This window comes from Mesorhizobium silamurunense, assembly GCF_014843825.1.
Taxonomy (GTDB): Bacteria; Pseudomonadota; Alphaproteobacteria; order Rhizobiales; family Rhizobiaceae; genus Mesorhizobium; species Mesorhizobium silamurunense.
The window spans coordinates 15,185-36,032 of record NZ_JHQR01000171.1; the positions used below are offsets into that span (position 1 = coordinate 15,185).

Below are 20,848 nucleotides of genomic sequence, written 5' to 3' on the forward strand. Positions count from 1 at the left end.
CGGCAGGCCAGAGGGGGGTGCCTGGGCGAAAACCGTTCATCTCAATTCCCCTCGAACACCGGCTTTTCCTTCGCCACGAAAGCTTTGTAGGCGCGCTCGAAATCGCCGGTCTGCATGCAGATCGCCTGTGCCTGCGCTTCCGCTTCGATCGCCTGGTCTAGGCCCATCGACCATTCCTGGTTGAGCTGCGTCTTGGTGATGCCGTGCGCGAAGGTCGGGCCGGAGACGATGCGCGCAGCCATGTCGAGCGCATCGGCCTCGAGCGCCGCCGCATCGACCAGGCGGTTGTAGAACCCCCAGCGCTCGCCCTCGTCCGCGCTCATGGTGCGGCCGGTGTAAAGCAGCTCGGCCGCGCGGCCCTGACCGATGATGCGCGGCAGGATCGCGCAGGCGCCCATGTCGCAGCCGGCAAGGCCGACGCGCGTGAACAGGAAGGCGGTCTTCGCATTCGGTGTGGCGATGCGGATGTCGGAAGCCATGGCGATAATCGCGCCGGCGCCGACCGCGACGCCGTCGACCGCGGAAATGATCGGTTTGCCGCAGTTGAGCATCGCCTTGACGAAGTCGCCGGTCATGCGCGTGAAGGCGAGCAGCGCCTTCATGTCCATCTTGACCAGCGGCCCGATGATGTCGTGGACATCGCCGCCAGAGCAGAAATTGCCGCCATTGGGCAGGAACACGACGGCATCGACATCCTCGGCATAGACGAGGTCGCGAAACGTGTCGCGCAGCTCGGCATAGCTGTCGAAGGTCAGCGGGTTCTTGCGTTCGGGGCGGTCGAGTCGGACCCTGGCGATCCTGTCTTCCACCTGCCAGAGGAAGTGCTTAGGCTTGGGCTTGGCCATGGCGCTCATTCGCGTCCCTCCCAATTGCTGCGGAACGATTTCAGCATGCCGGTCAGCCGGCGCGCCTCGTCCTCGCTGACGGTGCCGAGCAGCTCGCCGACCCAGCTCTCATGCGCGGCGGCGATTGCGGCGAAAGTCTTCGAGCCTTCCTCGGTCAGCCGCACCATCGAGGTGCGGCGGTCGCCATTGCGGCGCGCGCGCGTCACCAGGCCTTCGGAAACCAGCCGGTCGACGATGCCCGTCACATTGCCGTTCGACACCAGCAGGAAGCGCGACAGGTCGCTCATCAACATGCCTTCCGGCGACCGGTAGAGCGCCGCCATCACGTCAAAGCGCGGCAGCGTCGTGTCGAATTCCTTCTTCAGCCGCTCGCGCAGCTCTGCCTCGATCGTGCGCGAAGCGCGCAACAGTCTGATCCACAGGCGCAGCCTGTCCTTGCCCGGCCCGGTGGACGTCGGTCCTGCTACCATGTCTCGCCTCCCGAGACCGAGATCGCCTGTCCGGTGATCGAGCGCGCGGCATCGCTGCACAGCCACAGCACCGCTGCGGCCACCTCTTCTGGCTGAATGAAGCGCCCTTGCGGATTGATCGCGGCGAGGCTCGCCCGCGCCTCCCCGATCGAGCGGCCAGTCTTCTCGACAATGCGCCGGACGGACTCCTCCAGCATGTCGGTCTCCACGAAACCAGGGCAGACGGCATTGACGGTGATGCCGGACTTGGCGGTCTCGACGGCCAGCGCCCGCATCAGCCCGACGACCCCATGCTTGGCCGCCACGTAGGGAGCGACGTAAGCGTAGCCTTTCAGCCCGGCCGTCGAGGCGACGAAGACGATCCTGCCAGTCTTCCGCGCAGCCATCCCGGTCAGTGCCGGCTTCACCGTCAGGAAGGCGCCGGTCAGGTTGACGTCGAGCGTGCGCCGCCAGTCTGTGAGCGTGGTCTTGTGCGCCGGTGCGCTGCCAGACAAGCCGGCATTGGCGACGACGATATCGAAGGGTCCGCGTGCGGCTTCCGCCTTCTCGTAAAGGGAAATCATATCCGCTTCGTCGGTGACATCGGCGACGAGGCCGGAAATGCGGTCATGCTCGCTCGCTACCTCGGCAAGCGCCGCCTCGCGCCGTCCACAGATAGTGACGTTTACGCCGGCTTCTGCCAGCGCCAGCGCGATCGAACGGCCGACGCCGGAGCCGCCGCCGGTCACCAGCGCATGCTTGCCTATCGGGGTGACGCTCATACCTTCAACCCCGCGGCTGCTTCGCGTTCGGCCAGGCGGTAGATCTGGTCGCGCCCGCGCAGATAAGGATCCGGCCATTTGACGCCACGGTCGCCGAGCGTGACCGCCGCATGCAGCGTCCAGTAGGGATCGGTGAGATGGGGTCTCGCCAGCGCCACCAGATCGGCGCGCCCGGCCATCAGGATCGAGTTGGCATGGTCGGGCTCGTAGATGTTGCCGACCGCCATCGTCGCCATGCCGACCTCGTTGCGGATGCGGTCGGAGAACGGCGTCTGGAACATGCGGCCATAGACCGGCTTGGCGGCGATCGTGGTCTGGCCGGCCGAGACGTCGCAGAGGTCGACGCCGGCCTGATGCAGCAGCCTGGCGATCTCGACCGCATCGGCCGGCGTGATGCCTTCGATGCCCACCCAGTCATTGGCGGAGATGCGCATCGAGATCGGCTTCTCGGCCGGCCACACCGCGCGCACCGCGTGGAAGATCTCCAGCGGATAGCGCATACGGTTTTCAAGCGAGCCGCCATAGTCGTCGGTGCGCCTGTTGGTCAGCGGCGTGATGAAAGCGGAGAGCAGATAGCCATGCGCGGCATGGATCTCCAGCATGTCGAAGCCGCAGCGCTCGGCCATCTGCGCCGAGGCGACGAACTGGTCGCGCACCATGTCCATGTCGGTGCGGTCCATCGCCTTCGGCACCTGATTCTGCGGCGACCACGGGACCGCCGACGGCGCCATCACCGGCCAGTTGCCGGAGGTGAGCGGCTCGTCCGTTCCTTCCCAGCCAAGGCGGGTCGAGCCCTTGGCGCCGGAATGGCCGATTTGGGCGCAGATTTTCGCCTCGGTCTCGGCATGGACGAAATCGACCAGACGCTTCCAGGCCACTTCGTGTTCCGGCTTGTAGAAGCCGGTGCAGCCAGGCGTGATGCGCCCTTCGGGGCTGACGCAGGTCATCTCGATATAGAGCAACCCTGCGCCGCCCTTGGCGCGCTCGGCATAGTGAGAAAAATGCCAGTCGGTTGGACAGCCGTCGACGGCCTTGTACTGCGCCATCGGCGAGACGACGATGCGATTGGTGAGCGCCATGTCGCGCAGCCTGAACGGCGCGAACATCGGCGCGCGGCGCAGCATGTTGCCGCCGGCGCCGGCCTTGCGCTGGAACCATTCTTCGGCGCCCGCTAGCCATTCGGCGTCGCGAAGTCTGAGGTTCTCGTGGCTGATGCGCTGCGAGCGGGTAAGCAGCGAATAGTTGAACTGCACCGGATCAAGCCCGAGATATCGTTCGACTTCCTCGAACCATTCGAGCGAATTGCGCGCCGCCGACTGCAGCTTCAGCACCTCGGTGCGGCGCGCATCCTCGTATTTGCGGAAGGCTGCCTCGAGGTCCGGCTCGGACTCGACATAGTCGGCGAGCGCCACCGCGCTTTCGAGCGCCAGCTTGGTGCCTGAGCCGATCGAAAAATGCGCCGATGCTGCCGCGTCGCCAATCAGCGCCAGGTTCTTGTGCGACCAGCGCTCGCACAGTACGCGCGGGAAATTGATCCAGGCTGAGCCGCGAATATGGTTGGCGTTGGTCATCAGCGGATGGCCGCCAAGGTGTTTTTCGAAGATGCGCTCGCAGACCGCGATCGATTCCTGCTGCGTCATTTGGCCGAAACCGAACGCAGCCCAGGTCTGCTCGCTGCATTCGACGATGAAGGTCGCGGTCTCGCTGTCGAACTGGTAGGCATGCGCCCATACCCAGCCGTGCTCCGTCTTCTCGAAGACGAAGGTGAAGGCGTCGTCGAATTTCTGCGTGGTGCCGAGCCAGACGAACTTGCATTTGCGGGTGTCGATGTCGGGCTTGAAGACATCGGCGAAGGTGGCGCGCGATTTCGAGTTCAGCCCGTCCGCCGCGACCACCAGGTCGTGCGTTTCCATGAACGGCCTGGGGTCCGAAATATCGGTCTCGAACATCATCTTGATGCCGAGCTCGCGTGCCCTGCGCTGCAGCAGGATCAAGAGCCGCTTGCGGCCGATGCCGCAGAAGCCATGTCCCGTGGAGACCATGCGCACGCCGTCGTGGATGACGGCGATGTCGTCCCAGTAGGCGAAATGCTTCTTGATCCAGACGGCGCTCACCGGGTCGTTCCTGGTCAGGTTCTCCAGCGTTTCGGCCGACAGCACCACGCCCCAGCCGAACGTGTCGTCCGGACGGTTGCGCTCATAGACCGTCACCTCATGCGCGGCGTCGCGCAGCTTCAGCGAGATGGCAAAGTAGAGTCCGGCCGGTCCGCCGCCGAGAACCGCAACCTTCATGTCTTGCGATCTCCTCTTCGCATAGGGGATCGCCGGCAAGGCCGGCGATCCCGACTGTCAGTATCACGCCAGAAGGCAATTATTTCAAGCTTGAAGTTTTATAATTGAATAATCGCCTGAGCGCTTTGCGGATCGGATCACTTGGCCGGATCCTTGGGGCTCCACAGCACCGTCTCGGCCCCTTTCTCGTAGGCCATGCCTTGCGGGTAGCTGATCGCTTCGAGCTGCAATCCCCATGGCGCCTGGAAATAGAGGATGGTCTGGCCGGCGGCCGGCCCTTCCTTGACCGGCAGAGGCCCCAATCGCGTCTTGACGCCCTTGGCGTCGAGATAGGTCTTCGCCGCGGCGACGTCGTCGACATAGAAGGCAATGTGATAGCCACCGATATCGCTGTTCTTGGGCGTTGCGTCCTTCTGATCCGGCGCGGTGTATTTGAACAGCTCAATGTTCGATCCGGTGCCGCAGCGGACCATGGTGATCTCCTCGATCACCGCCTTCGGATCGACGCCGAGCAGGTCCTGCATGAAGGTGCCCTGGTCGTCGGCGAACGGGCCGAAGGACATCGCCTTCTTGCAGCCGACCACCCCGGTGAAAAAGTCGACGGCCTGCTTCATGTCGGGCACGGTGATGCCGGTATGGTCGTGCCCGCGCATGCCGGGGATCGAATCGGCCGAAGCCGCACCCATTGATCCGAACAAAGTGGCTGCGAACATCGCGGCCTGGACTGCGTATTTCACGTCACCCTCCATTGGCGGGCTGGCTTTGCCACTGCGCACATCCGAGGCCCGCTGTTCGGCGTGCGGCCAGATTAAGCTTTTCTCATGCAGGCGCCTTCGCTGGCAGCCGCAGCCAGTCCGCGTCGATCTCGGGCAGCGGGATGGCGGCGAGCAGGTCGCGCGTGTAGGCCTCCTTGGGATTGTCGAACAGCGCGTCGGTTGCGCTCGCTTCGACGATCCTGCCCTCGCGCATGACGATGACCTGCCGGCAGAGCCGCCGGATCACCGACAGGTCGTGGCTGATGAAGGCGATCGTCAGTCCCATCTCAGCCGCGAGCTTTTCGAGCAGGGTCAGGATCTGCGCCTGCGTCGAGACATCGAGGCCGGAGACGATCTCGTCGGCCAGCACGAATTTCGGCGACAGCGCCAGCGCCCGTGCGATGCCGACGCGCTGCCGCTGTCCGCCCGACAACTCGTGGCGGTAGCGGCTGGCAAAATTCCGCGGCAGGCCGACGCGCTGCAAGGCTTCCGCGACGCGCTCCTTGAGCCTGTCGCCAAAGCCGTTCTGCCTCAGCGGTGCTGCGATGATATTGAAGATCGTATGCCGTGGGTTGAGCGAGGACATCGGGTCCTGGAAGATCATCTGCAGGTCGCGGCGCAGCGGCCTCAGCTCGGCCTCCGACAGATGGCTGATGTCGCGCCCTTCGACGCGGATCGAGCCGGCGCTCGGCTCGATCAGGCGCACCAGCGCGCGGCCGAGCGTCGACTTGCCCGAGCCGGACTCGCCGACGATGCCGGTCACCGATCCCTTCGGCAGGTCGAAATCCAGCCCCTTGAGGATCTCGGCCAGCGGTGCGCGGCCGATCAGCGGCTTGCGCGTCATGTCGGGCAGCGCCACCTTCAGCCCGCGCACGGAAAACAGCGGCTCAGCCATGGGCCGGTCTCCATGCTTTGTCGGCGGCGGCGATCTCGGCGGTGAGCCCGGCGAGTACGGTCTCGTCCACCGGCTTCAGCGAAGCGTAGGGATCGGTGTAGCGCGGCGTCGCGGCGATCAGCGCCCGCGTGTAGGGGTGCTGGGGCGCAGCAAAGAGGGCTGCGGTGTCGGCTTCCTCAACCACCTTGCCGGCATAGAGCACCGACACCTTCTGGCTGATCTTGGCGACGACGCCGAGATCGTGGGTAACGAACAGGATCGCCGTGCCGTGGTCGCGCTGCAGCTCAGCGATCAGCCGCAGGATCTGCTTCTGCACGGTCACGTCCAGCGCCGTCGTCGGCTCGTCGGCAACGATCAGCCGGGGCTCGGCGGCGAACGCCGCCGCGATCAGCACGCGCTGGCGCATGCCGCCGGAGAGCTCGTGCGGATAGCATTTCAGCACGCGTTGCGGGTCGCGGAACTGCACCTCGTCGAGCAATTGCCGGATGCGCTTGTCCGCCCTCTCGCCGCTCCAGCCGAGAATGCGCACCAGCCTGTCGGTCATCTGCGGGCCGATGCGGCGCGACCGGTTGAGCGCGGTGAGCGGGTCCTGCGGGATCAGCGCCGTGCGGGCGCCGATCAATGTGCGCCGTGCTTTCGCATCGAGCCGGCTAAGTTCCTCGCCTTCGATCAGCATCTCGCCTTCGATGATGCGCACGCTTTTCGGCAGGACGCCGAGCAGCGCCTTGCCGATCATCGTCTTGCCGGCGCCGCTCTCGCCGACCAGCGCGCGCACCTCGCCCGGCTGGACGGCAAGCGACACCGAGCGCAGCACGCGCTGGCCGTTGGGCAGCAGGGCGCTGAGCGAACGGATTTCGAGGCACGCGCTCATCGCAGCACCGGATCGAAACGCGCCTTCAATCCTTCGCCGAACTGGCTGAAGGAAAGCACGGTGAGGATCAATGTGATCAGCGGGAACACCAGCACCCACCAGGCCTGATGGATCGACAGCCGGCCTTCGGCGATGATGCTGCCCCAGGTCGGGTCGTCGGTCGAGATCGACAAATTGACGAAGGAGAGGATCGCCTCGACGATGACGGCGATGCCCATTTCGAGCGACAGCAGCGCCACCACCGAAGGTAGCACATTGGGCAGCACCTCGCGCAGCATGATGCCGATGCGGCCATAGCCGGCGATGCGCGCGCTCTCGACATAATCCATGCGCGCTTGGCTCATCGCTTCGGCGCGGATCACCCGGCAGAAGCGCGTCCAGTCGATGACGGCAATCGCGATGATGACGGAGCTCAGACCGGTGCCCAGCACCGCGACCAAAAGGATGGCGAACAGCACCGGCGGGAACGCCATCCAGATATCGACGATGCGCGAGATGAAGCGGTCGGCCCAGCCGCCGAAATAACCGGCGATCAGGCCCAGCGCCGAGCCGATGAGGCAGGCGGACGTCGCCGCCGCGAAAGCGACGATGAAGGCGATGCGGCCGCCAAAGATCAGTCGCGACAAAAGATCCCGCCCTAGGCTGTCGGTGCCCAGCCAATAGCCGGACTCGGCGCCGTCTAGCCAGAAGGGCGGCAGGCGCTCCAGCATCAGGTCTTGGGCCAGCGGGTCCTGCGGCGCGATCAGCGGGGCGAAGGTGGCCGCGGCGAGCGCAAGGATCAGCCAGCCGCCGGCCAGCCACAGTCGCGGGCTCAGCCCGCGTCTTGAGGTGCGCGCCTCATCCATGGCGCAGCCTCGGATTGAGCAGCGCATACATCATGTCGACGGCAAGATTGACCAGCACGAAGAGCAGCGCGAAGACCAGCACGATGCCCTGGATCAGCGGCAGGTCGCGGTTGATGACGGCGTCGATCGCCATATTGCCGAGGCCTTCATAGGAAAACAGCCGCTCGACGATGACGGTGCCGCCGATCAGGAAGGTGAACTGCACTCCGACCAGCGTCAGCGTCGGCAGCGCCGCGTTCTTCAGCGCCTCGCGCAGGATGACCTGCGTTTCGGAAAAACCTTTGACCCTCGCCAGCACGACATAGTCGAGGTCGAGCACTTCCTTCAGCGACTGTTTCAAGAGCTGCGCGATGATCGCCGCCAGCGGCAGCGCCAGTGCCACGGCCGGCATCAGCATGTGTTTGAGCAAGTCCCAGATCAGGTCGAAGCGGAGTCGAAGGATGCTCTCGACGAGATAGAACTGCGTGACGAAAGGCAGGTCGAGTTGCGGCGACACCCGGCCGGAAATGTCGAACACGGGGATAAGCACGCCGAACAGCAGGATCAGCACCAGGCCCCAGAGGAAGTCGGGGATGGAGAGCGTCGCGCCGCTGGCGATGTCGATGCCGGCCTCGACCGCCGTGCCGCGCGAGCGGGCGCCGAGGATCGCGGCGGTGACGCCGATCGCGATCGCCATCAGCAGTGCCACTGTCGCCAGCTCCAGCGTCGCCGGCAGCCGGTTGAAGACCAGGCCGAGCACATCCTGGCGCAGCGAGATCGAGGTGCCGAAATCGCCGTGCAGCACGCCGGCGAGCCAGATGAAGAACTGCTGGACGAGTGTCTTGTCGAGCCCATAGAGCGCGCGCAGCCGCGCGATGTCGGCATCGCTGGCGCCGGGCGGCAGCATCATGGCGATCGGATCGCCGGGCGCCACGCGGATAACGACGAACACGACGACGGCCACGCCGAACAGCGTGACCAGCATCGTCAACAGACGAACAAGGAACCTTTGCAGCAACATCTGCCAATACGCCCGGATGAAAATGCGCGCCGTCTTACCGACGGCGCGCGCGGCAATCCAAGGCCGATGATCAGGCCGGGGTCATCAGCGCCGGCAGCAGCGCGCCGGACACATGCTGCACGACATTGACCTTCTTCGAATGCACGATCGGCTGCGCATACTGCATCAGCGGCAGCACATAGGCCTGCTCGGCAATGTATTTGTCGACCGCCTTCCAGCCGGCGATGCGCTCGGCTTCGTTCTTTTCGCCCCACAGCGGGTTGATCATGTCGACAAGGTCCTTGCTGTCCCACACCGAATGCGGGCTCGGGCCGTACATGGCAAAGCCGGTCGAGGTGGTCGGGTCGCCGATGGCGTTGCCCCAATTGTAGAAGGCGGCCGGCGCCAGCTTGTCGGCAGCGCGCAGCTCGTAATGCTTGGCGATCTCGTAGACCTCGATATTGGCCTCGATGCCGACCTTGCGCCACATGCCGACGATCGCCTGGATCATCTCATAGTCCTTGGGCTTGAAGCCCTTGGTCGTCTGTATGGTGAACTTGACCGGCTTCTTGGGCGAATAGCCGGACGCGGCGAGCAGTTCCTTGGCCTTTTCCGGATTGTGCTCCACCTTGATCGACGCATCGAAGGCCGCGTATTCCGGCGTCTCCAGCGTCGCGATCGGTTGGCCGTAACCGCGCAGCAGCCGCTTGACCAGCAGCTCCTTGTCCACCGCCATCACCGCCGCCTGGCGCACATTCTTGTCCAGCATCGCCTCGATGTCGTTGAAAAAGATCATGCCGATGTCGGAGACGTTCTTGATCGAGCCGGCGAGCCCGTCCTTGGCGATCAGCCGGTCATATTCCTCGTAGGGGATTTCGAGCGTCACCTGCGAGGAGCCGGACTCGATCTCGGCGACGCGGCTCGCCGCGTCGGTGACGAATTTGATCGTCACATTCTCGAAGGCCGGCTTGGCGCCCCAGTAGTTCGGGTTGGCCTTCAGCCGCAGGAAGGCGTTGCGCTCGAACTTGTCGACCATATAGGGCCCGGTGCCGATCGGCGCCTTTTCAAAACCTTCGGCGCCCACCTTCTCGTAATAGGCCTTCGGCATGATGTAGCCGGTGAGGAACGACATCCACTTGAAATAGACCGGGTCGAACTGCACGACGTCGCCGGTGATCTTGTTGCCGTCGATCTTGAAGTTGTTGACGTTCTTCCAGACGAACTGGATGGGGTTGCCGGTCTTTTCGTCGCCGGCCCGCTGCAGCGACCATACCACATCCTCTGCGGTGAAAGGCGAGCCGTCATGCCATTTGACCCCGTCGCGAACCGTCATCATCACCTTGGTGCGGTCATCGTTCCAGCCCCATTCGGTGAGCAGGCCCGGCGTGAAGGAGAGGTCCGGCTTCTGCGGAATGAACTGGTCGAACACCGACTGGTAGAGGCCCTGGATGGTCGGGTTGACGGCCGACGGTCCGGTCGTCGGGTCCCAGGACGGCAGGTTGACGTTGTAGGCGATCGTGAGTTCGCCGGCCGCCTTTGCCGCCCTCGGCAGGCCGAGCGTGGCCGCGCCGATCGCCGCCGCGCCATATCCGAGAAGCTCGCGTCTGTTGATGGTCATGGTCGTTCCCCTTGTTGGTTGTCCCTGCGCGGCGTTTTTCGTTCGTAGGTTCAGGTTGGTGGGCAACCGCGCCTTGTCCATCCTGGAATTCCTCGGCTCAATTTCCTCCCAGCTGTTGCGCCAGCATGAAGCCGGACCCGGCACCGGTGCCGGCGCCGGGCCATGTCGCGGCGCCGGTGAGGTAGAGGTTTGAGACCGGCGTGTTCCAGCGCGCGAAACCGCGCGCCGGACGGAAGAGAAAATTCTGCGCCAGATGATGGCTGCCGCAGATCTGGTCGCCGCCGACAAGGTTTAGATTCTCGCGTTCGAGGTCGAGCGGCGAGAAGATCGCGCGGCCAAGTATCCTCTGCCTCAATCCCGGCGCGTAGCTTTCGATGATGTCGAGCACGCGCTCGGCATAGGCGTCCTTGATCGCATCCCAGAGGCCGGGCGCGATCTTGCCTGCAGCATCGCCAAGGATTTCTGCCGGCAGCATGCGCACCTGAACCCAGAGCACATGCTTGCCGTCGGGTGCGCGCGAGGGATCGATGGTCGTCGGCTGTCCCACGACGAGCACCGGCTGGTCGGGCAGGATGCCGGCGATCGCCTGCTGATAGGTGCGCGACATGGCGTCGAGCGAAGGCGCCAGATGCACATAGGCGAAGCGGCGAAGCTCGGCGCTCGCGTTCCAGTCAGGCAGATCGTCCAGCGCCAGATGGATCATCATCGTGCCCGGCGCATGGCGGAACTTTTTCATCGCCGCATCGAAGGCCGCGTCGCCGGAGCCATTGGGCAGAAGCTTGCCTGGAAGCGCCTTCGGCGCGACGCCGGCGATGATGGCCTTGCTGGCGACATGGAAATCGCCGGACGCCAGCCGCACGCCCGTAGCCCGGCCGCCGGCGACGGTGATCTCCGCCACCTCCGCTTCAGTCGCGATCTTGCCACCGGCCGCTTTGACCATGCCGGCAAGAGCGCGGATGATGGTGTCGGCGCCGCCCTTGCCGAGCACCATGCCGAAGCTCTGGTTGGCCATCGATTCCAGATAGGGGAACACCGCGCCGCCGGCGATGTCGGGCGCGAAGTCGAGATGCATGCCCCAGGCGGCGAGCGTCGTCCTGACATGCGGCGTCTCGAAATTGTCCTCGAGCCACGCGCGAGGTGACGAGAGCAACAGCCGGCCGGTGTCGAGCGCGCCGGCAAGGCCCTTCTTGCGCCAGAGATTCCAGGCCGTGCCGGCCAGCGCCCGCGCGCTCATCGGCGATCCGAGCAGGCGGAACAGATGCTCGGCCTCGCCCGGAAAGGCACCGACCAGCCGGCGCCAGGCGGCGGCATCGGCGGCGGAGAAGGCAGCGAGCCGCGAGACGGTCTTTTCGAGATCGTTGCTGACGCCGAACCATTTGCCGTCGGGAAAAGCGCTGGCGAAACAGTCGGCGACGGGCGCGAATTCCAGCCCGTGGTTTTTCAATTCATTTGCATATTTCCGGTGGAAGGCCGAGCCGGCGAACAGGCTAAGATTCATCGCGCCGAAATCGTGCCGAAAGCCAGGCAGCGTATATTCCGCGGTTCGGACCGCGCCGCCGATTGTCGCGCTGCGTTCGAAAACCGCAATTTTCCAGCCTTTGAGCGCCAGATGCGCGGCGCAGGCCAAACTGTTGTGGCCCGCCCCGACAAAGATGGCGTCGAACTCGCTCACGCCCAGCCCCAAAATGCTTTATGCTTAAAGATAATTGCAGATGCATATGTTTTCGTCTAGTAGGATATTAAGGGCCGCAACGAGCCTTGATCATCACGCATAAGAGGGAACGAAGACCATGGACACGCAAAAACTCCTCGGCGAGGTCGCCGGCCAGCTGCTTTCGGGCGCCATCAAGGTGGTCGACCTGTCTGCGCCGCTCGGGCCGGATACGCCGCTGATCAAGCTGCCGCCGGAGCTCGCCGTCGACACGCCGAAGGTCGAGATCCACGCCATCTCCAAATATGACAAGAATGGTCCGTGGTGGGCGTGGAACTGGCTGAAGCTCGGCGAGCATTCGGGCACGCATTTCGACGCGCCGCAACACTGGATCACCGGCAAGGACTATCCGGATGGCGCCACCGACACCATTCCGGCGCAGAATTTCGTCGGCCCGGTCAACGTCATCGACTGCTCGAAGGAAGCCGCCGCCGATCACGATTTCCTGCTCACCGTCGACCATATCAAGGCCTGGGAAGCCAAGCACGGCGCCATCAACCCCGGCGAATGGGTGGTCATGCGCACCGACTGGTACAAGCGCAACGGCTCCGAAGCCGAGTTCCTCAACGCCAATGAGACCGGCCCGCACACGCCGGGACCGACAGCCGAAGCGATCCAGTTCCTGATCGGCAAGGACATCAAGGGCTGGGGCAGCGAGACCATCGGCACCGATGCCGGCAAGGCCGGCGGCATGGAGCCGCCATTCCCGGCGCACACGCTGATGCATAAGGCCAACCGCTACGGTCTCGCCAGCCTCTGCAATCTCGACCAGCTGCCGCCAAAGGGCGCGATCCTGATCGCCGCGCCGCTCAAGATCGAGCACGGCACCGGCAGCCCGATCCGCGCGCTGGCGCTGGTGCCGGGCAAATAGGCGAGGTGGCGGTCTTCGGGAGAAGATCATGCTCGAGGGCGATGATGTAGTGACGGAGTTGGTGCTGATGCCCTCGAGGGCTAGCGCTCTACGGCGCCCCCCTCTGTCCTGCCGGACATCTCCCCCACAAGGGGGGAGATCAGATGTCGCGCCGGCTTTCGCCAACCTTCAAGGTTGCAGGACAGCGCGGGGCGCCGAAGCTGCCAATCTCCCCCCAAGTGAGGGAGATGTCCGGCAGGACAGAGGGGGGCGCGAAGGAACGCAAGCTTACGCGATTGAGCTCCACCGACCACCGACACGGAGCACCCTCCTATGACCGCCCCCGATCACATCATCGTCGGCAGCGGCATCAACGCCCTGGTCTGCGCGGCGATGCTTGGCGCAAAGGGCGCCAAGGTGCTCGTGCTTGAGCGCAATGACCGCATCGGCGGCTGCATGCGCACCGAGGAGATCACCGCGCCCGGCTTCATCCATGATGTGATGGCGACGACCTTCGTGCTGTTCTTCACCTCGCCGGCCTATGCCGCGCTCGGCAAGGACCTCGCGCGGCACGGGCTGGAATTCTGCCACACCGCGACGCCGACCGGCGTGCTTCGGCCAGACGGAAGCCATGCCGTGCTCACCACCGACCGCGCCGCCAACATCGCGGCGCTGAACCGCATCGCTTCCGGCGACGGCGACCGCCACGGCGGCGATGTCGGCGACATCGAGCGCAATGCCGGGCTGCTCTTCGGCCTGCTCGGCGGTGCGCTCTGGTCCTATCCGACGACGAAGCTCATGGCGGGCGAAGCCTGGCGGCGCGGTCCGCGCAACCTTGCCGCCTTCATGGGCGAGGCGCTGGTTCCCGCACGCGGCTGGCTGGAAACCGGCTATACATCCGATACCGTGCGCGCGCTCTGGGCGCCCTGGGTGCTGCATGCAGGACTCGGACCGGAAGACGCCTTCTCGGGCCAGATCGCCAAGGTCATCGCCTTCGCGCTGGAGGCGGCCGGCGCGCCCATCGTCAAGGGTGGCGCGAAGAACCTGCTCGCCGCCTTCGAGGCGCTGATCAAGGAGCGCGGCGGCGAAATCCGGGTCAATGCCGATGTCGCCTCGATCGTCCAGGCCGGCGGCCGAGCCACCGGCGTGCGGCTCGCCTCCGGCGAGACGCTAAGCGCCGCAAAGAGCGTCGTCTGCTCGGTCACGCCGACGCAACTTTACGGCCGCCTGCTCGGCAAGGATGCACCGGAGGCCGCCGCGAAAGCGACGAAAGACTATCGCTACGGCAAGGGCAACTTCCAGATCCACTACGCACTCGACAAGCCGCCAGCCTGGCGCGGCGAGGGGCTGGACAAGGTGGCGCTGCTGCATCTGACGCCGGGGCTCGACGGCGTGTCGAAAGCCTGCAATGAGGCGGTACGCGGCCTGCTGCCGGAAGTGCCGACCATCTGCGTCGGCCAGCCGCACGCGCTCGACCCCTCGCGCTGTCCGGAGGGCAAGGCGATCCTGTGGCTGCAACTGCCCGAGGCGCCGCGCGTTGTCAAAGGCGATGCGGCGGGCCAGTTGGAAACACCGGCTGACGGACAATGGAGCGACGCGTTGCGCGAAGCCTTTGCCGACCGGGTCGAGGCGATCCTCGCCCGCCACATCGACGGTTTCCGTGAGACGGTCATCGCGCGCCGTGCCTACTCGCCGGCCGATCTGGAAGCGATGAACATCAACCTTGTGGGCGGCGATCCTTATGGCGGCTCCTCGACCATCGACCAGTCCTTCCTGTGGCGGCCGTTCAAGGCAAGCCGCAACCACGAGACCGCTATCCAAGGCCTCTACCACATCGGCGCCTCCACCCACCCGGGCGCAGGTCTCGGCGGCGGCTCCGGCTTCCTGCTGGCGGGGAGGCTCTGATGGAACAGAAGTTCCCCGAAAAGCGCCAGCGCATCTCGACTCTCGGCCAGATCGGCCTGCAGCAATTCGCTCCCTATCTGATGAACCGCATCATGGGCCGCTACAACGCCACGCTGCGCGAGGATTTCCGCAAGCAGGGCCTGACCATTCCGCAGGTGCGTACGCTGGCCGTACTGTCGGTTACCGACGGCGTCACCGTCAACGACCTCTCGGTCTACACGGTGATCGAGCAGTCGACCTTGAGCCGCACGCTCGACACGCTGGAAGGGCAGGGCCTTGTGCGGCGGGAGCAGGGCGTCACCGACAGCCGCATCCGCCATGTGTTCCTGACCGATGACGGGCGGGCGCTCTTCACCCGCGCGTGGCCGGCCATGCACGACGCTTTCGAGGCGATGTTCGATGGCGTCGACGATGTCGAATATGCCGCGCTGATCGCGATTCTGCAGAAGATGCTGAAGAACATCCGCAAGCACGACATTTGAGTTTGACGTACGCGCCGCCCCCAATGGCAATGGGAGGGCGGCAACGGAAGGAGGCAGAGATGGCCGAACGGTCTTTTGCCAAGGAAGTCGAAAAGCTGAGGCTCGGCGCCGGCGAGGAGTTCGCGGGCGAAGGCATCCTCGCCATCACCAAGGCGCTGCTGCAATGCGGCGTCGGCTATGTCGGCGGCTACCAGGGCGCGCCGATCAGCCATCTGATGGACGTGCTGGCCGACGCGCAGGACATTCTGTGCGAACTCGGTGTGCATTTCGAGGCGAGCGCCTCGGAAGCCACCGCCACCGCGATGCTTGCCGCTTCCGTGCATTATCCGATCCGGGGCGCCGCCACCTTCAAGTCGACGGTCGGCACCAATGTCGCTTCCGATGCGCTCGCCAATCTGGCATCCGGGGGCGTCACCGGCGGCGCGCTGATCATCGTCGGCGAGGATTATGGCGAAGGCTCCTCCATCATGCAGGAGCGCAGCCATGCCTTCGCCATGAAGAGCCAGGTCTGGCTGCTCGATCCGCGCCCGAACCTGCCTTCGATCGTCAAGGCGGTCGAGGACGGCTTCGAGCTGTCGGAGGCCTCCAACACGCCGGTGATGCTGCAGGTGCGCATCCGCTGTTGCCACGTCCATGGCCACTTCATCGCCAAGGACAACAAGCGGCCGCCGATGTCGGTGGCCGATGCGCTGTCGGCGCCGCGCCGCGACACAGGCCGCATCGTGCTGCCGCCCGCCTCCTTCCTGCATGAGAAGGAGAAGGTCGCCAAGCGCTGGCCGGCGGCGGTGGATTTCATCCGCGAGCGCAAGATCAACGAGATCTTCGGCTCGGATCACGGCTCCGTCGGCATCGTCATGCAGGGCGGCATGTATAATTCGGTCATCCGCGCGCTGCAGCGGCTCGGCCTCGCCGACACCTATGGCGGCACCGACGTGCCGCTTTATGTGCTCAATGCCGTCTATCCGCTGGTCGACGACGAGTTCCTCGCCTTCTGCGAAGGCAAGCAGGCGGTGCTGGTCGTCGAGGAAGGTCAGCCCAACTATATCGAGCAGGCCTTTGCCGCTATGCTGCACAAGGCCGGCCGCGGCACGAGGCTTGTCGGCAAGGAGCATCTGCCGATGGCCGGCGAATACACCGGACAGGTGATGCTCGACGGCATCGGCTCCTTCCTGCGAGCGCACGCTCCGCATCTGCTGCCGGGCGAGGTGCGCGCGCCGAACAAGCTGGGCGAGGGGGTCGATACGGCCGATCTCATCAACGTCGTTCCAGGCCGACCGCCTGGCTTCTGCGTCGGTTGCCCGGAGCGGCCGATCTTCGCCGCCACCAAACTGGTCGAGCAGGAACTCGGCAAGCACCACATCGCCTCCGACATCGGCTGCCACCTGTTCTCGATCATGCCGCCCTTCGAGCTCGGCGCCACCACCATGGGTTACGGGCTGGGTCCGGCCTCGGCATCCGCCTTCAATTCGCCGGAGGCCAAGCGGCGCTCGATCTCCTTCGTCGGCGACGGCGGCTTCTGGCACAACGGCCTCACCTCCTCGATCGGCAACGCGGTCTTTAACAAGAATGACGGCGTCATCGTCATCGTCGACAATTTCTATTCGGCCGCCACCGGCGGGCAGGACATCCTGTCCTCGCGTGCCTCGAACCGGACCAAGTCGACCAAGCATCCGATCACCGAGGCGGTGAAGGGCATGGGCGTCAAATGGCTGCGCCACATCGATCGCACCTATGATGTCGGTAAGATGCAAGCGACGCTGCGCGAGGCGCTGACGACCGAAGAGAAGGGACCGAAGGTCATCGTCGCCTCTTCCGAATGCATGCTCAACCGCCAGCGCCGCGAGAAGCCGTTGGTCGACAAGGCGATCAAGGGCGGCGAGCGGGTGGTGAAGCCGAAGTTCGGCGTCGACGAGGATATCTGCACCGGCGACCACGCCTGCATGCGGCTGTCCGGCTGCCCGTCGCTGTCGGTGAAGTCGCTCGACGATCCGCTGCGCGACGATCCGGTGGCGTCGATCGATCAGAACTGCGTCGGCTGCGGCAATTGCGGCGAGGTGGCGGACGCCGCCGTGCTCTGCCCGTCCTTCTACCGCGCAGATGTCGTCCACAATCCCGGCCGCTGGGATCGTTTCCTGGAAAGCGCGCGCCGCGCCGTGATCGGTCTTCTGCAGCGACGCCGCGAGAGCCGCCGCCTGATGTTCGCCGATGCTTGACCAGTCCTCACCCTTGCGCCCGAAGGCGGGCGCCCGTGACGACGAACGCGTGATAAAACTCGCCGTGCTTGCCGTCGGCGGCCAGGGTGGCGGCGTGCTCGCCGACTGGATCACCGACGTCGCCGAGCGCAGCGGCTATATCGCGCAGTCGACTTCCGTGGCCGGCGTCGCCCAGCGTACGGGCGCGACGATCTACTATATCGAGGTGGCCCGCGACACCGGCCGGTTGCCGGTCTTCGCGCTGTCGCCCTCACAGGGCGATGTCGACATCCTGATCGCCGCCGAGCTGATGGAGGCTGGCCGCGCCATCATCCGCGGCTTCGTCACGCCCGAGCGCACGACGCTGATCGCCTCCTCGCATCGCATCGCCGCAGTCTCGGAAAAGATCGAGCCGGGCGACGGCCGCGCCTCGTCGCAGAAGGTGCACGCGACGGCGGAGGCTGCCGCAAAACGCTTCATCGCTTTCGACATGGAAAAGATCGCCGCCGAGAACGGCACCATGATCTCGGCGAGCCTGCTCGGCGCGCTGGCCGGGTCTGACGCGCTGCCGTTCCCGCGCGAAAACTACGAGCAGGCGATCGGCGCCGGCGGCCGTGGCGTGAAGGCCAGTCTTGCCGCCTTCGGCGCCGCCTATGACTGCGCGCGTGGCCTGGGGGCCGCGCCGGTAGACGACAAGGCAGAGGCAAAACTTGCCGCTTCCGAAGCCCGTTCAGCATCAAAGGTAAGCGGACCGGAAACGCTGCTGAAGGGATGGCAGGAGCTTGCTGCCCGCGTCGCGGCACTTCCGGAGCCGGTGCGCGACATGGCCGAACGCGGTCTGAAGAAGGTCGTCGACTACCAGGACATCGCCTATGGCGGCGAATATCTCGACCGGCTGGACAAGGCCGTCGCGCTGGATAAGGCCGAACGCGGCTATGCGCTGTCGATTGCAGCGGCGAAACATCTGGCCAACGCCATGTGCTATGACGACATGATCCGCGTCGCCGACCTCAAGACGCGCTCGACCCGCGACAAGCGGGTGCGCAAGGAGGTCGGCGTCAGGGAAGGCTCGGTCCTTCAGGTCACCGAATACTTCCATCCGCGCATCGAGGAGTTCTGCGGCACGCTGCCGGTAGGGCTGGGCAGCTACATCGAGAACCGGCCGAAGCTTGCCGCCTTCCTCGACCGCCGCATCAATCGCGGCCGCCGCATCCGCACCGACAGTTTTACCGGCTTCGCCATGTTGTGGTTCATCGGCGGCCTGCGCCGCTGGCGCCGCCGCCTGCTGCGCCACAGGATAGAGGTCGAACATCTGGAGCGCTGGTACGAACTGGCGCTCGCCCATGCGCGCGAAAACTATGCGCTTGGGGTCGAGGTCCTGAACTGCCGCCGGCTGATCAAGGGCTACAGCGACACCCATGCCCGCGCCCAGTCGAAATTCGACCGCGTGCTCTCGGCGCTCGATATGCTGAAGGGCCGCGACGATGCCGCCGACTGGATCCGCCGCCTGCGCGAAGCGGCGCTGAAGGACGAGAAGGGCGACATGCTCGACGGCGCGCTGAAGACCGTGGCGACGCTTGGCGACAGCTCGGCCTTATAAACGTTCGAGTGGGGTCACCCGCGGTGACGCCCGGATAGCTTGCCGATGACAAGGGTGCATGCATCGAACGGTGGACACAGCCTATTCGCTCGCTTCCCGTCCCGAAACCTTTTCGATAACGATCCGGAAAAAGACGTGCGGCAGGCTATCTGACGTCGGAGGCGTGACAGGCTTGAGCGCAGCAGGCTCCCACCACTGCGCGTGCTTGCTCAACACCGCCCATGCATGGTCGCGCTGAACCTTGTGGCCGATCCGGTCCGGCAGTTCCTCATAGCGGCCGTCGACGATCACGCTTCTCCATCCGCGCCCCTGGGTATGTTCTTCTATTTGGACGCACACCAGGGGATTGGCCCGCATCCAGTCGATCTTCTTGCCGAGCAAGGAGAATGCATAGAGGTGACTGTCGGCGTAGGCGTAGTTGAAGGGCACGACATAGGGTTGTCCTTCCTTCGTGCATGCCAGATGGCCGGTGCGATTGGCCGCCAGCAATTTCGTGCATTCCAAAGTAGAGAGCGTTCGGATCATCATCGGTATGATCTCCTATCTGGCCTTCGGCCATAAGAAGCTTCGTCCATCATCATTCCTAGTGCGGGACAACATCATGGCTCATTGATTTGGATCAATTTGTCATGCGGCAAAGGCTGCGGCTTGCTCCGTCGGCGGCTTCGGCGGGTGAGACACTGCGCGGTCGGAACGCCCGCCCGCTAACGAAGATGTGATCCATCCCGCTCCGACGGATTTCGACTCTGTCCTCCGTTTCACGGAGGTAGGGATGAATCAAGGAGACGAACCTTATGCTCACCAGATATTTGCTGCCCATCGCATTGGCCGCCGGCACTTTGGTGCTCACCGCCGGCGCGCAGGCCATGCCGATGGCAAAGCCCAGCACTGCGCCGTTGCCGATCGAAACCGTCGGCTGGCGCTGCGGACCCGGCTGGCACGTGAACCGCTGGGGCAGATGCGTGCCGAACCGCCGCGTGATCATCCGGCCCGTGCGCCATTGGCATCCCGGCTACTGGGCCCACCACCGTTGGCACCCCGGTTATTGGAGCTGATAGTCGCTTTCAGAAAGCGAGGCGGGACGCCCGCGCCCGGAAACGGCGCGGGCGTTTTTCGTTCAAATGACCAAGTCCCGCATGGGCTTCACCGCCGCCGAGTCCGCAAACACTTTGTCCCCGAGCACAGCCGCCGAGAGGCCGAACAGGTCGGCAAGCAACCCCTTCAGCACCGCGCGCACATCGCTGGTCGGCGCGAGGTCCCGGCCCTCGTAAAGCTGAGCCGGCTTCAGGCCAGGCCAGTCGGCGATGACGCGGCCGCCCTTGATCGCGCCACCGGCGAGCAGCACCACCGTGCCGGTGCCGTGATCGGTGCCGACCGTGCCGTTGATGCGGGCGGTGCGGCCGAATTCGGTGATGGCCACGATCGCCGTGTCCCGCCAGCGCTCCCCGAGGCCCTTCTCGAATTCCTCGAAGGCGCCGTCGAGGCCGCCGAGCAGGTTGGCGAGCCGACCGGTGGCGCCGCCTTCGTTGACATGCGTGTCCCAGCCGTCGAAGGCGAGTGCCGCGATACGCGGCCCGTCATTCGCCGCCATCAGCTTCGCCGCGCCTTGCGCCGACTGCCGCATGCCGGCGGCGTTGTCGAGGCCGCCTTTGGGTTTCATCGTCTTGCCGTCGAGCTCGTCGCCGAGCGCCATCCGGTCGGCGTCGAGGCCTTTCTGCAGCGCGGCCGCCAGCACCGGATCGCGATGGTTGTAGAGGTCGAGCACACGCTCGGCCAGC

General features: G+C 65.1%; 19 protein-coding genes. 6 read left to right on the forward strand and 13 right to left on the reverse strand.

Annotated elements, in window-relative coordinates; all coding sequences use genetic code 11:
• Positions 1 to 41: 41 nt before the first annotated feature.
• From DH10_RS19065 to DH10_RS19115, 11 genes are all read right to left on the reverse strand, one after another.
• Complete coding sequence (locus DH10_RS19065; protein WP_192245873.1) at positions 42 to 854, reverse strand: enoyl-CoA hydratase family protein; 813 nt, start codon at positions 852 to 854, stop codon at positions 42 to 44.
• Positions 851 to 1,315: a MarR family winged helix-turn-helix transcriptional regulator gene (locus DH10_RS19070; protein WP_192245871.1), complete on the reverse strand. Its 465-nt coding sequence runs from the start codon at positions 1,313 to 1,315 to the stop codon at positions 851 to 853. Before DH10_RS19070 ends, DH10_RS19065 begins: the two co-directional genes overlap by 4 nt.
• Positions 1,309 to 2,076, reverse strand: coding sequence for an SDR family NAD(P)-dependent oxidoreductase (locus tag DH10_RS19075; RefSeq protein ID WP_192245869.1), 768 nt, complete (start codon positions 2,074 to 2,076; stop codon positions 1,309 to 1,311). Before DH10_RS19075 ends, DH10_RS19070 begins: the two co-directional genes overlap by 7 nt.
• Positions 2,073 to 4,367: a bifunctional salicylyl-CoA 5-hydroxylase/oxidoreductase gene (locus tag DH10_RS19080; protein ID WP_192245867.1), complete on the reverse strand. Its 2,295-nt coding sequence runs from the start codon at positions 4,365 to 4,367 to the stop codon at positions 2,073 to 2,075. The genes DH10_RS19075 and DH10_RS19080 overlap by 4 nt, the downstream gene beginning before the upstream one ends.
• A 137-nt stretch (positions 4,368 to 4,504) precedes the next feature.
• A complete protein-coding gene (locus DH10_RS19085) occupies positions 4,505 to 5,080 on the reverse strand; it encodes a VOC family protein (protein WP_246505932.1) in 576 nt (191 codons plus the stop codon).
• A 106-nt stretch (positions 5,081 to 5,186) separates the two neighbouring features.
• Complete coding sequence (locus tag DH10_RS19090; RefSeq protein ID WP_192245863.1) at positions 5,187 to 6,017, reverse strand: ATP-binding cassette domain-containing protein; 831 nt, start codon at positions 6,015 to 6,017, stop codon at positions 5,187 to 5,189.
• Entirely contained in the window at positions 6,010 to 6,888 is an 879-nt protein-coding gene (locus DH10_RS19095) for an ABC transporter ATP-binding protein (RefSeq protein WP_192245861.1), read from the reverse strand. Before DH10_RS19095 ends, DH10_RS19090 begins: the two co-directional genes overlap by 8 nt.
• Positions 6,885 to 7,733, reverse strand: coding sequence for an ABC transporter permease (locus DH10_RS19100; protein ID WP_192245859.1), 849 nt, complete (start codon positions 7,731 to 7,733; stop codon positions 6,885 to 6,887). The genes DH10_RS19095 and DH10_RS19100 overlap by 4 nt, the downstream gene beginning before the upstream one ends.
• On the reverse strand, positions 7,726 to 8,733 hold the full coding sequence (locus tag DH10_RS19105; protein WP_192245857.1) for an ABC transporter permease: 1,008 nt from the start codon (positions 8,731 to 8,733) through the stop codon (positions 7,726 to 7,728). Before DH10_RS19105 ends, DH10_RS19100 begins: the two co-directional genes overlap by 8 nt.
• A gap of 70 nt (positions 8,734 to 8,803) precedes the next feature.
• The gene (locus DH10_RS19110; RefSeq protein ID WP_192385235.1) at positions 8,804 to 10,330 is read right to left on the reverse strand and encodes an ABC transporter substrate-binding protein; all 1,527 of its coding nucleotides are present in this window, start codon (positions 10,328 to 10,330) and stop codon (positions 8,804 to 8,806) included.
• Positions 10,331 to 10,427: 97 nt separating this feature from the next.
• Positions 10,428 to 12,002, reverse strand: coding sequence for a phytoene desaturase family protein (locus tag DH10_RS19115; protein ID WP_192245837.1), 1,575 nt, complete (start codon positions 12,000 to 12,002; stop codon positions 10,428 to 10,430).
• A gap of 118 nt (positions 12,003 to 12,120) precedes the next feature.
• On the opposite strand from DH10_RS19115, the gene DH10_RS19120 reads away from it, so the two are divergent.
• From DH10_RS19120 to DH10_RS19140, 5 genes are all read left to right on the forward strand, one after another.
• Entirely contained in the window at positions 12,121 to 12,912 is a 792-nt protein-coding gene (locus DH10_RS19120) for a cyclase family protein (protein ID WP_192245835.1), read from the forward strand.
• Positions 12,913 to 13,224: 312 nt separating this feature from the next.
• Positions 13,225 to 14,796, forward strand: coding sequence for a phytoene desaturase family protein (locus DH10_RS19125; protein ID WP_192245833.1), 1,572 nt, complete (start codon positions 13,225 to 13,227; stop codon positions 14,794 to 14,796).
• Positions 14,796 to 15,278 carry a MarR family winged helix-turn-helix transcriptional regulator gene (locus DH10_RS19130; RefSeq protein WP_192245831.1) on the forward strand — a complete coding sequence of 161 codons (483 nt, stop codon included), beginning with the start codon at positions 14,796 to 14,798 and terminating at the stop codon, positions 15,276 to 15,278. The genes DH10_RS19125 and DH10_RS19130 overlap by 1 nt, the downstream gene beginning before the upstream one ends.
• A gap of 59 nt (positions 15,279 to 15,337) precedes the next feature.
• The gene (locus tag DH10_RS19135) at positions 15,338 to 17,491 is read left to right on the forward strand and encodes a thiamine pyrophosphate-dependent enzyme (RefSeq protein WP_192245829.1); all 2,154 of its coding nucleotides are present in this window, start codon (positions 15,338 to 15,340) and stop codon (positions 17,489 to 17,491) included.
• Complete coding sequence (locus tag DH10_RS19140; RefSeq protein WP_192385236.1) at positions 17,484 to 19,070, forward strand: indolepyruvate oxidoreductase subunit beta family protein; 1,587 nt, start codon at positions 17,484 to 17,486, stop codon at positions 19,068 to 19,070. The genes DH10_RS19135 and DH10_RS19140 overlap by 8 nt, the downstream gene beginning before the upstream one ends.
• Positions 19,071 to 19,151: 81 nt before the next feature.
• On the opposite strand, the gene DH10_RS19145 is transcribed toward DH10_RS19140, so the two are convergent.
• Positions 19,152 to 19,598, reverse strand: coding sequence for a pyridoxamine 5'-phosphate oxidase family protein (locus DH10_RS19145; protein ID WP_192245825.1), 447 nt, complete (start codon positions 19,596 to 19,598; stop codon positions 19,152 to 19,154).
• A 266-nt stretch (positions 19,599 to 19,864) separates the two neighbouring features.
• Between DH10_RS19145 and DH10_RS38245 the strand changes: the two genes are divergently transcribed.
• Positions 19,865 to 20,125, forward strand: coding sequence for a GCG_CRPN prefix-to-repeats domain-containing protein (locus DH10_RS38245; RefSeq protein WP_376774834.1), 261 nt, complete (start codon positions 19,865 to 19,867; stop codon positions 20,123 to 20,125).
• A 62-nt stretch (positions 20,126 to 20,187) separates the two neighbouring features.
• Here the strand turns inward: DH10_RS38245 and DH10_RS19155 are convergent.
• A partial coding sequence (locus DH10_RS19155) for a DUF1501 domain-containing protein (protein WP_192385237.1) occupies positions 20,188 to 20,848 on the reverse strand: 661 nt, incomplete at its 5' end.

Excerpts from the sequence above, each read along its gene's own strand:
- DH10_RS19145 (WP_192245825.1), bottom strand. The coding sequence starts at position 19,598 with ATGATGATCCGAACGCTCTCTACTTTGGAATGCACGAAATTGCTGGCG.
- DH10_RS19070 (WP_192245871.1), bottom strand. The coding sequence starts at position 1,315 with ATGGTAGCAGGACCGACGTCCACCGGGCCGGGCAAGGACAGGCTGCGC.
- DH10_RS19120 (WP_192245835.1), top strand. The coding sequence starts at position 12,121 with ATGGACACGCAAAAACTCCTCGGCGAGGTCGCCGGCCAGCTGCTTTCG.
- DH10_RS19100 (WP_192245859.1), bottom strand. The coding sequence starts at position 7,733 with ATGGATGAGGCGCGCACCTCAAGACGCGGGCTGAGCCCGCGACTGTGG.
- DH10_RS19085 (WP_246505932.1), bottom strand. The coding sequence starts at position 5,080 with ATGTTCGCAGCCACTTTGTTCGGATCAATGGGTGCGGCTTCGGCCGAT.
- DH10_RS19095 (WP_192245861.1), bottom strand. The coding sequence starts at position 6,888 with ATGAGCGCGTGCCTCGAAATCCGTTCGCTCAGCGCCCTGCTGCCCAAC.
- DH10_RS19125 (WP_192245833.1), top strand. The coding sequence starts at position 13,225 with ATGACCGCCCCCGATCACATCATCGTCGGCAGCGGCATCAACGCCCTG.
- DH10_RS19135 (WP_192245829.1), top strand. The coding sequence starts at position 15,338 with ATGGCCGAACGGTCTTTTGCCAAGGAAGTCGAAAAGCTGAGGCTCGGC.
- DH10_RS19105 (WP_192245857.1), bottom strand. The coding sequence starts at position 8,733 with ATGTTGCTGCAAAGGTTCCTTGTTCGTCTGTTGACGATGCTGGTCACG.
- DH10_RS19110 (WP_192385235.1), bottom strand. The coding sequence starts at position 10,330 with ATGACCATCAACAGACGCGAGCTTCTCGGATATGGCGCGGCGGCGATC.
- DH10_RS38245 (WP_376774834.1), top strand. The coding sequence starts at position 19,865 with ATGCTCACCAGATATTTGCTGCCCATCGCATTGGCCGCCGGCACTTTG.
- DH10_RS19080 (WP_192245867.1), bottom strand. The coding sequence starts at position 4,367 with ATGAAGGTTGCGGTTCTCGGCGGCGGACCGGCCGGACTCTACTTTGCC.
- DH10_RS19090 (WP_192245863.1), bottom strand. The coding sequence starts at position 6,017 with ATGGCTGAGCCGCTGTTTTCCGTGCGCGGGCTGAAGGTGGCGCTGCCC.
- DH10_RS19075 (WP_192245869.1), bottom strand. The coding sequence starts at position 2,076 with ATGAGCGTCACCCCGATAGGCAAGCATGCGCTGGTGACCGGCGGCGGC.
- DH10_RS19130 (WP_192245831.1), top strand. The coding sequence starts at position 14,796 with ATGGAACAGAAGTTCCCCGAAAAGCGCCAGCGCATCTCGACTCTCGGC.
- DH10_RS19140 (WP_192385236.1), top strand. The coding sequence starts at position 17,484 with ATGCTTGACCAGTCCTCACCCTTGCGCCCGAAGGCGGGCGCCCGTGAC.
- DH10_RS19065 (WP_192245873.1), bottom strand. The coding sequence starts at position 854 with ATGAGCGCCATGGCCAAGCCCAAGCCTAAGCACTTCCTCTGGCAGGTG.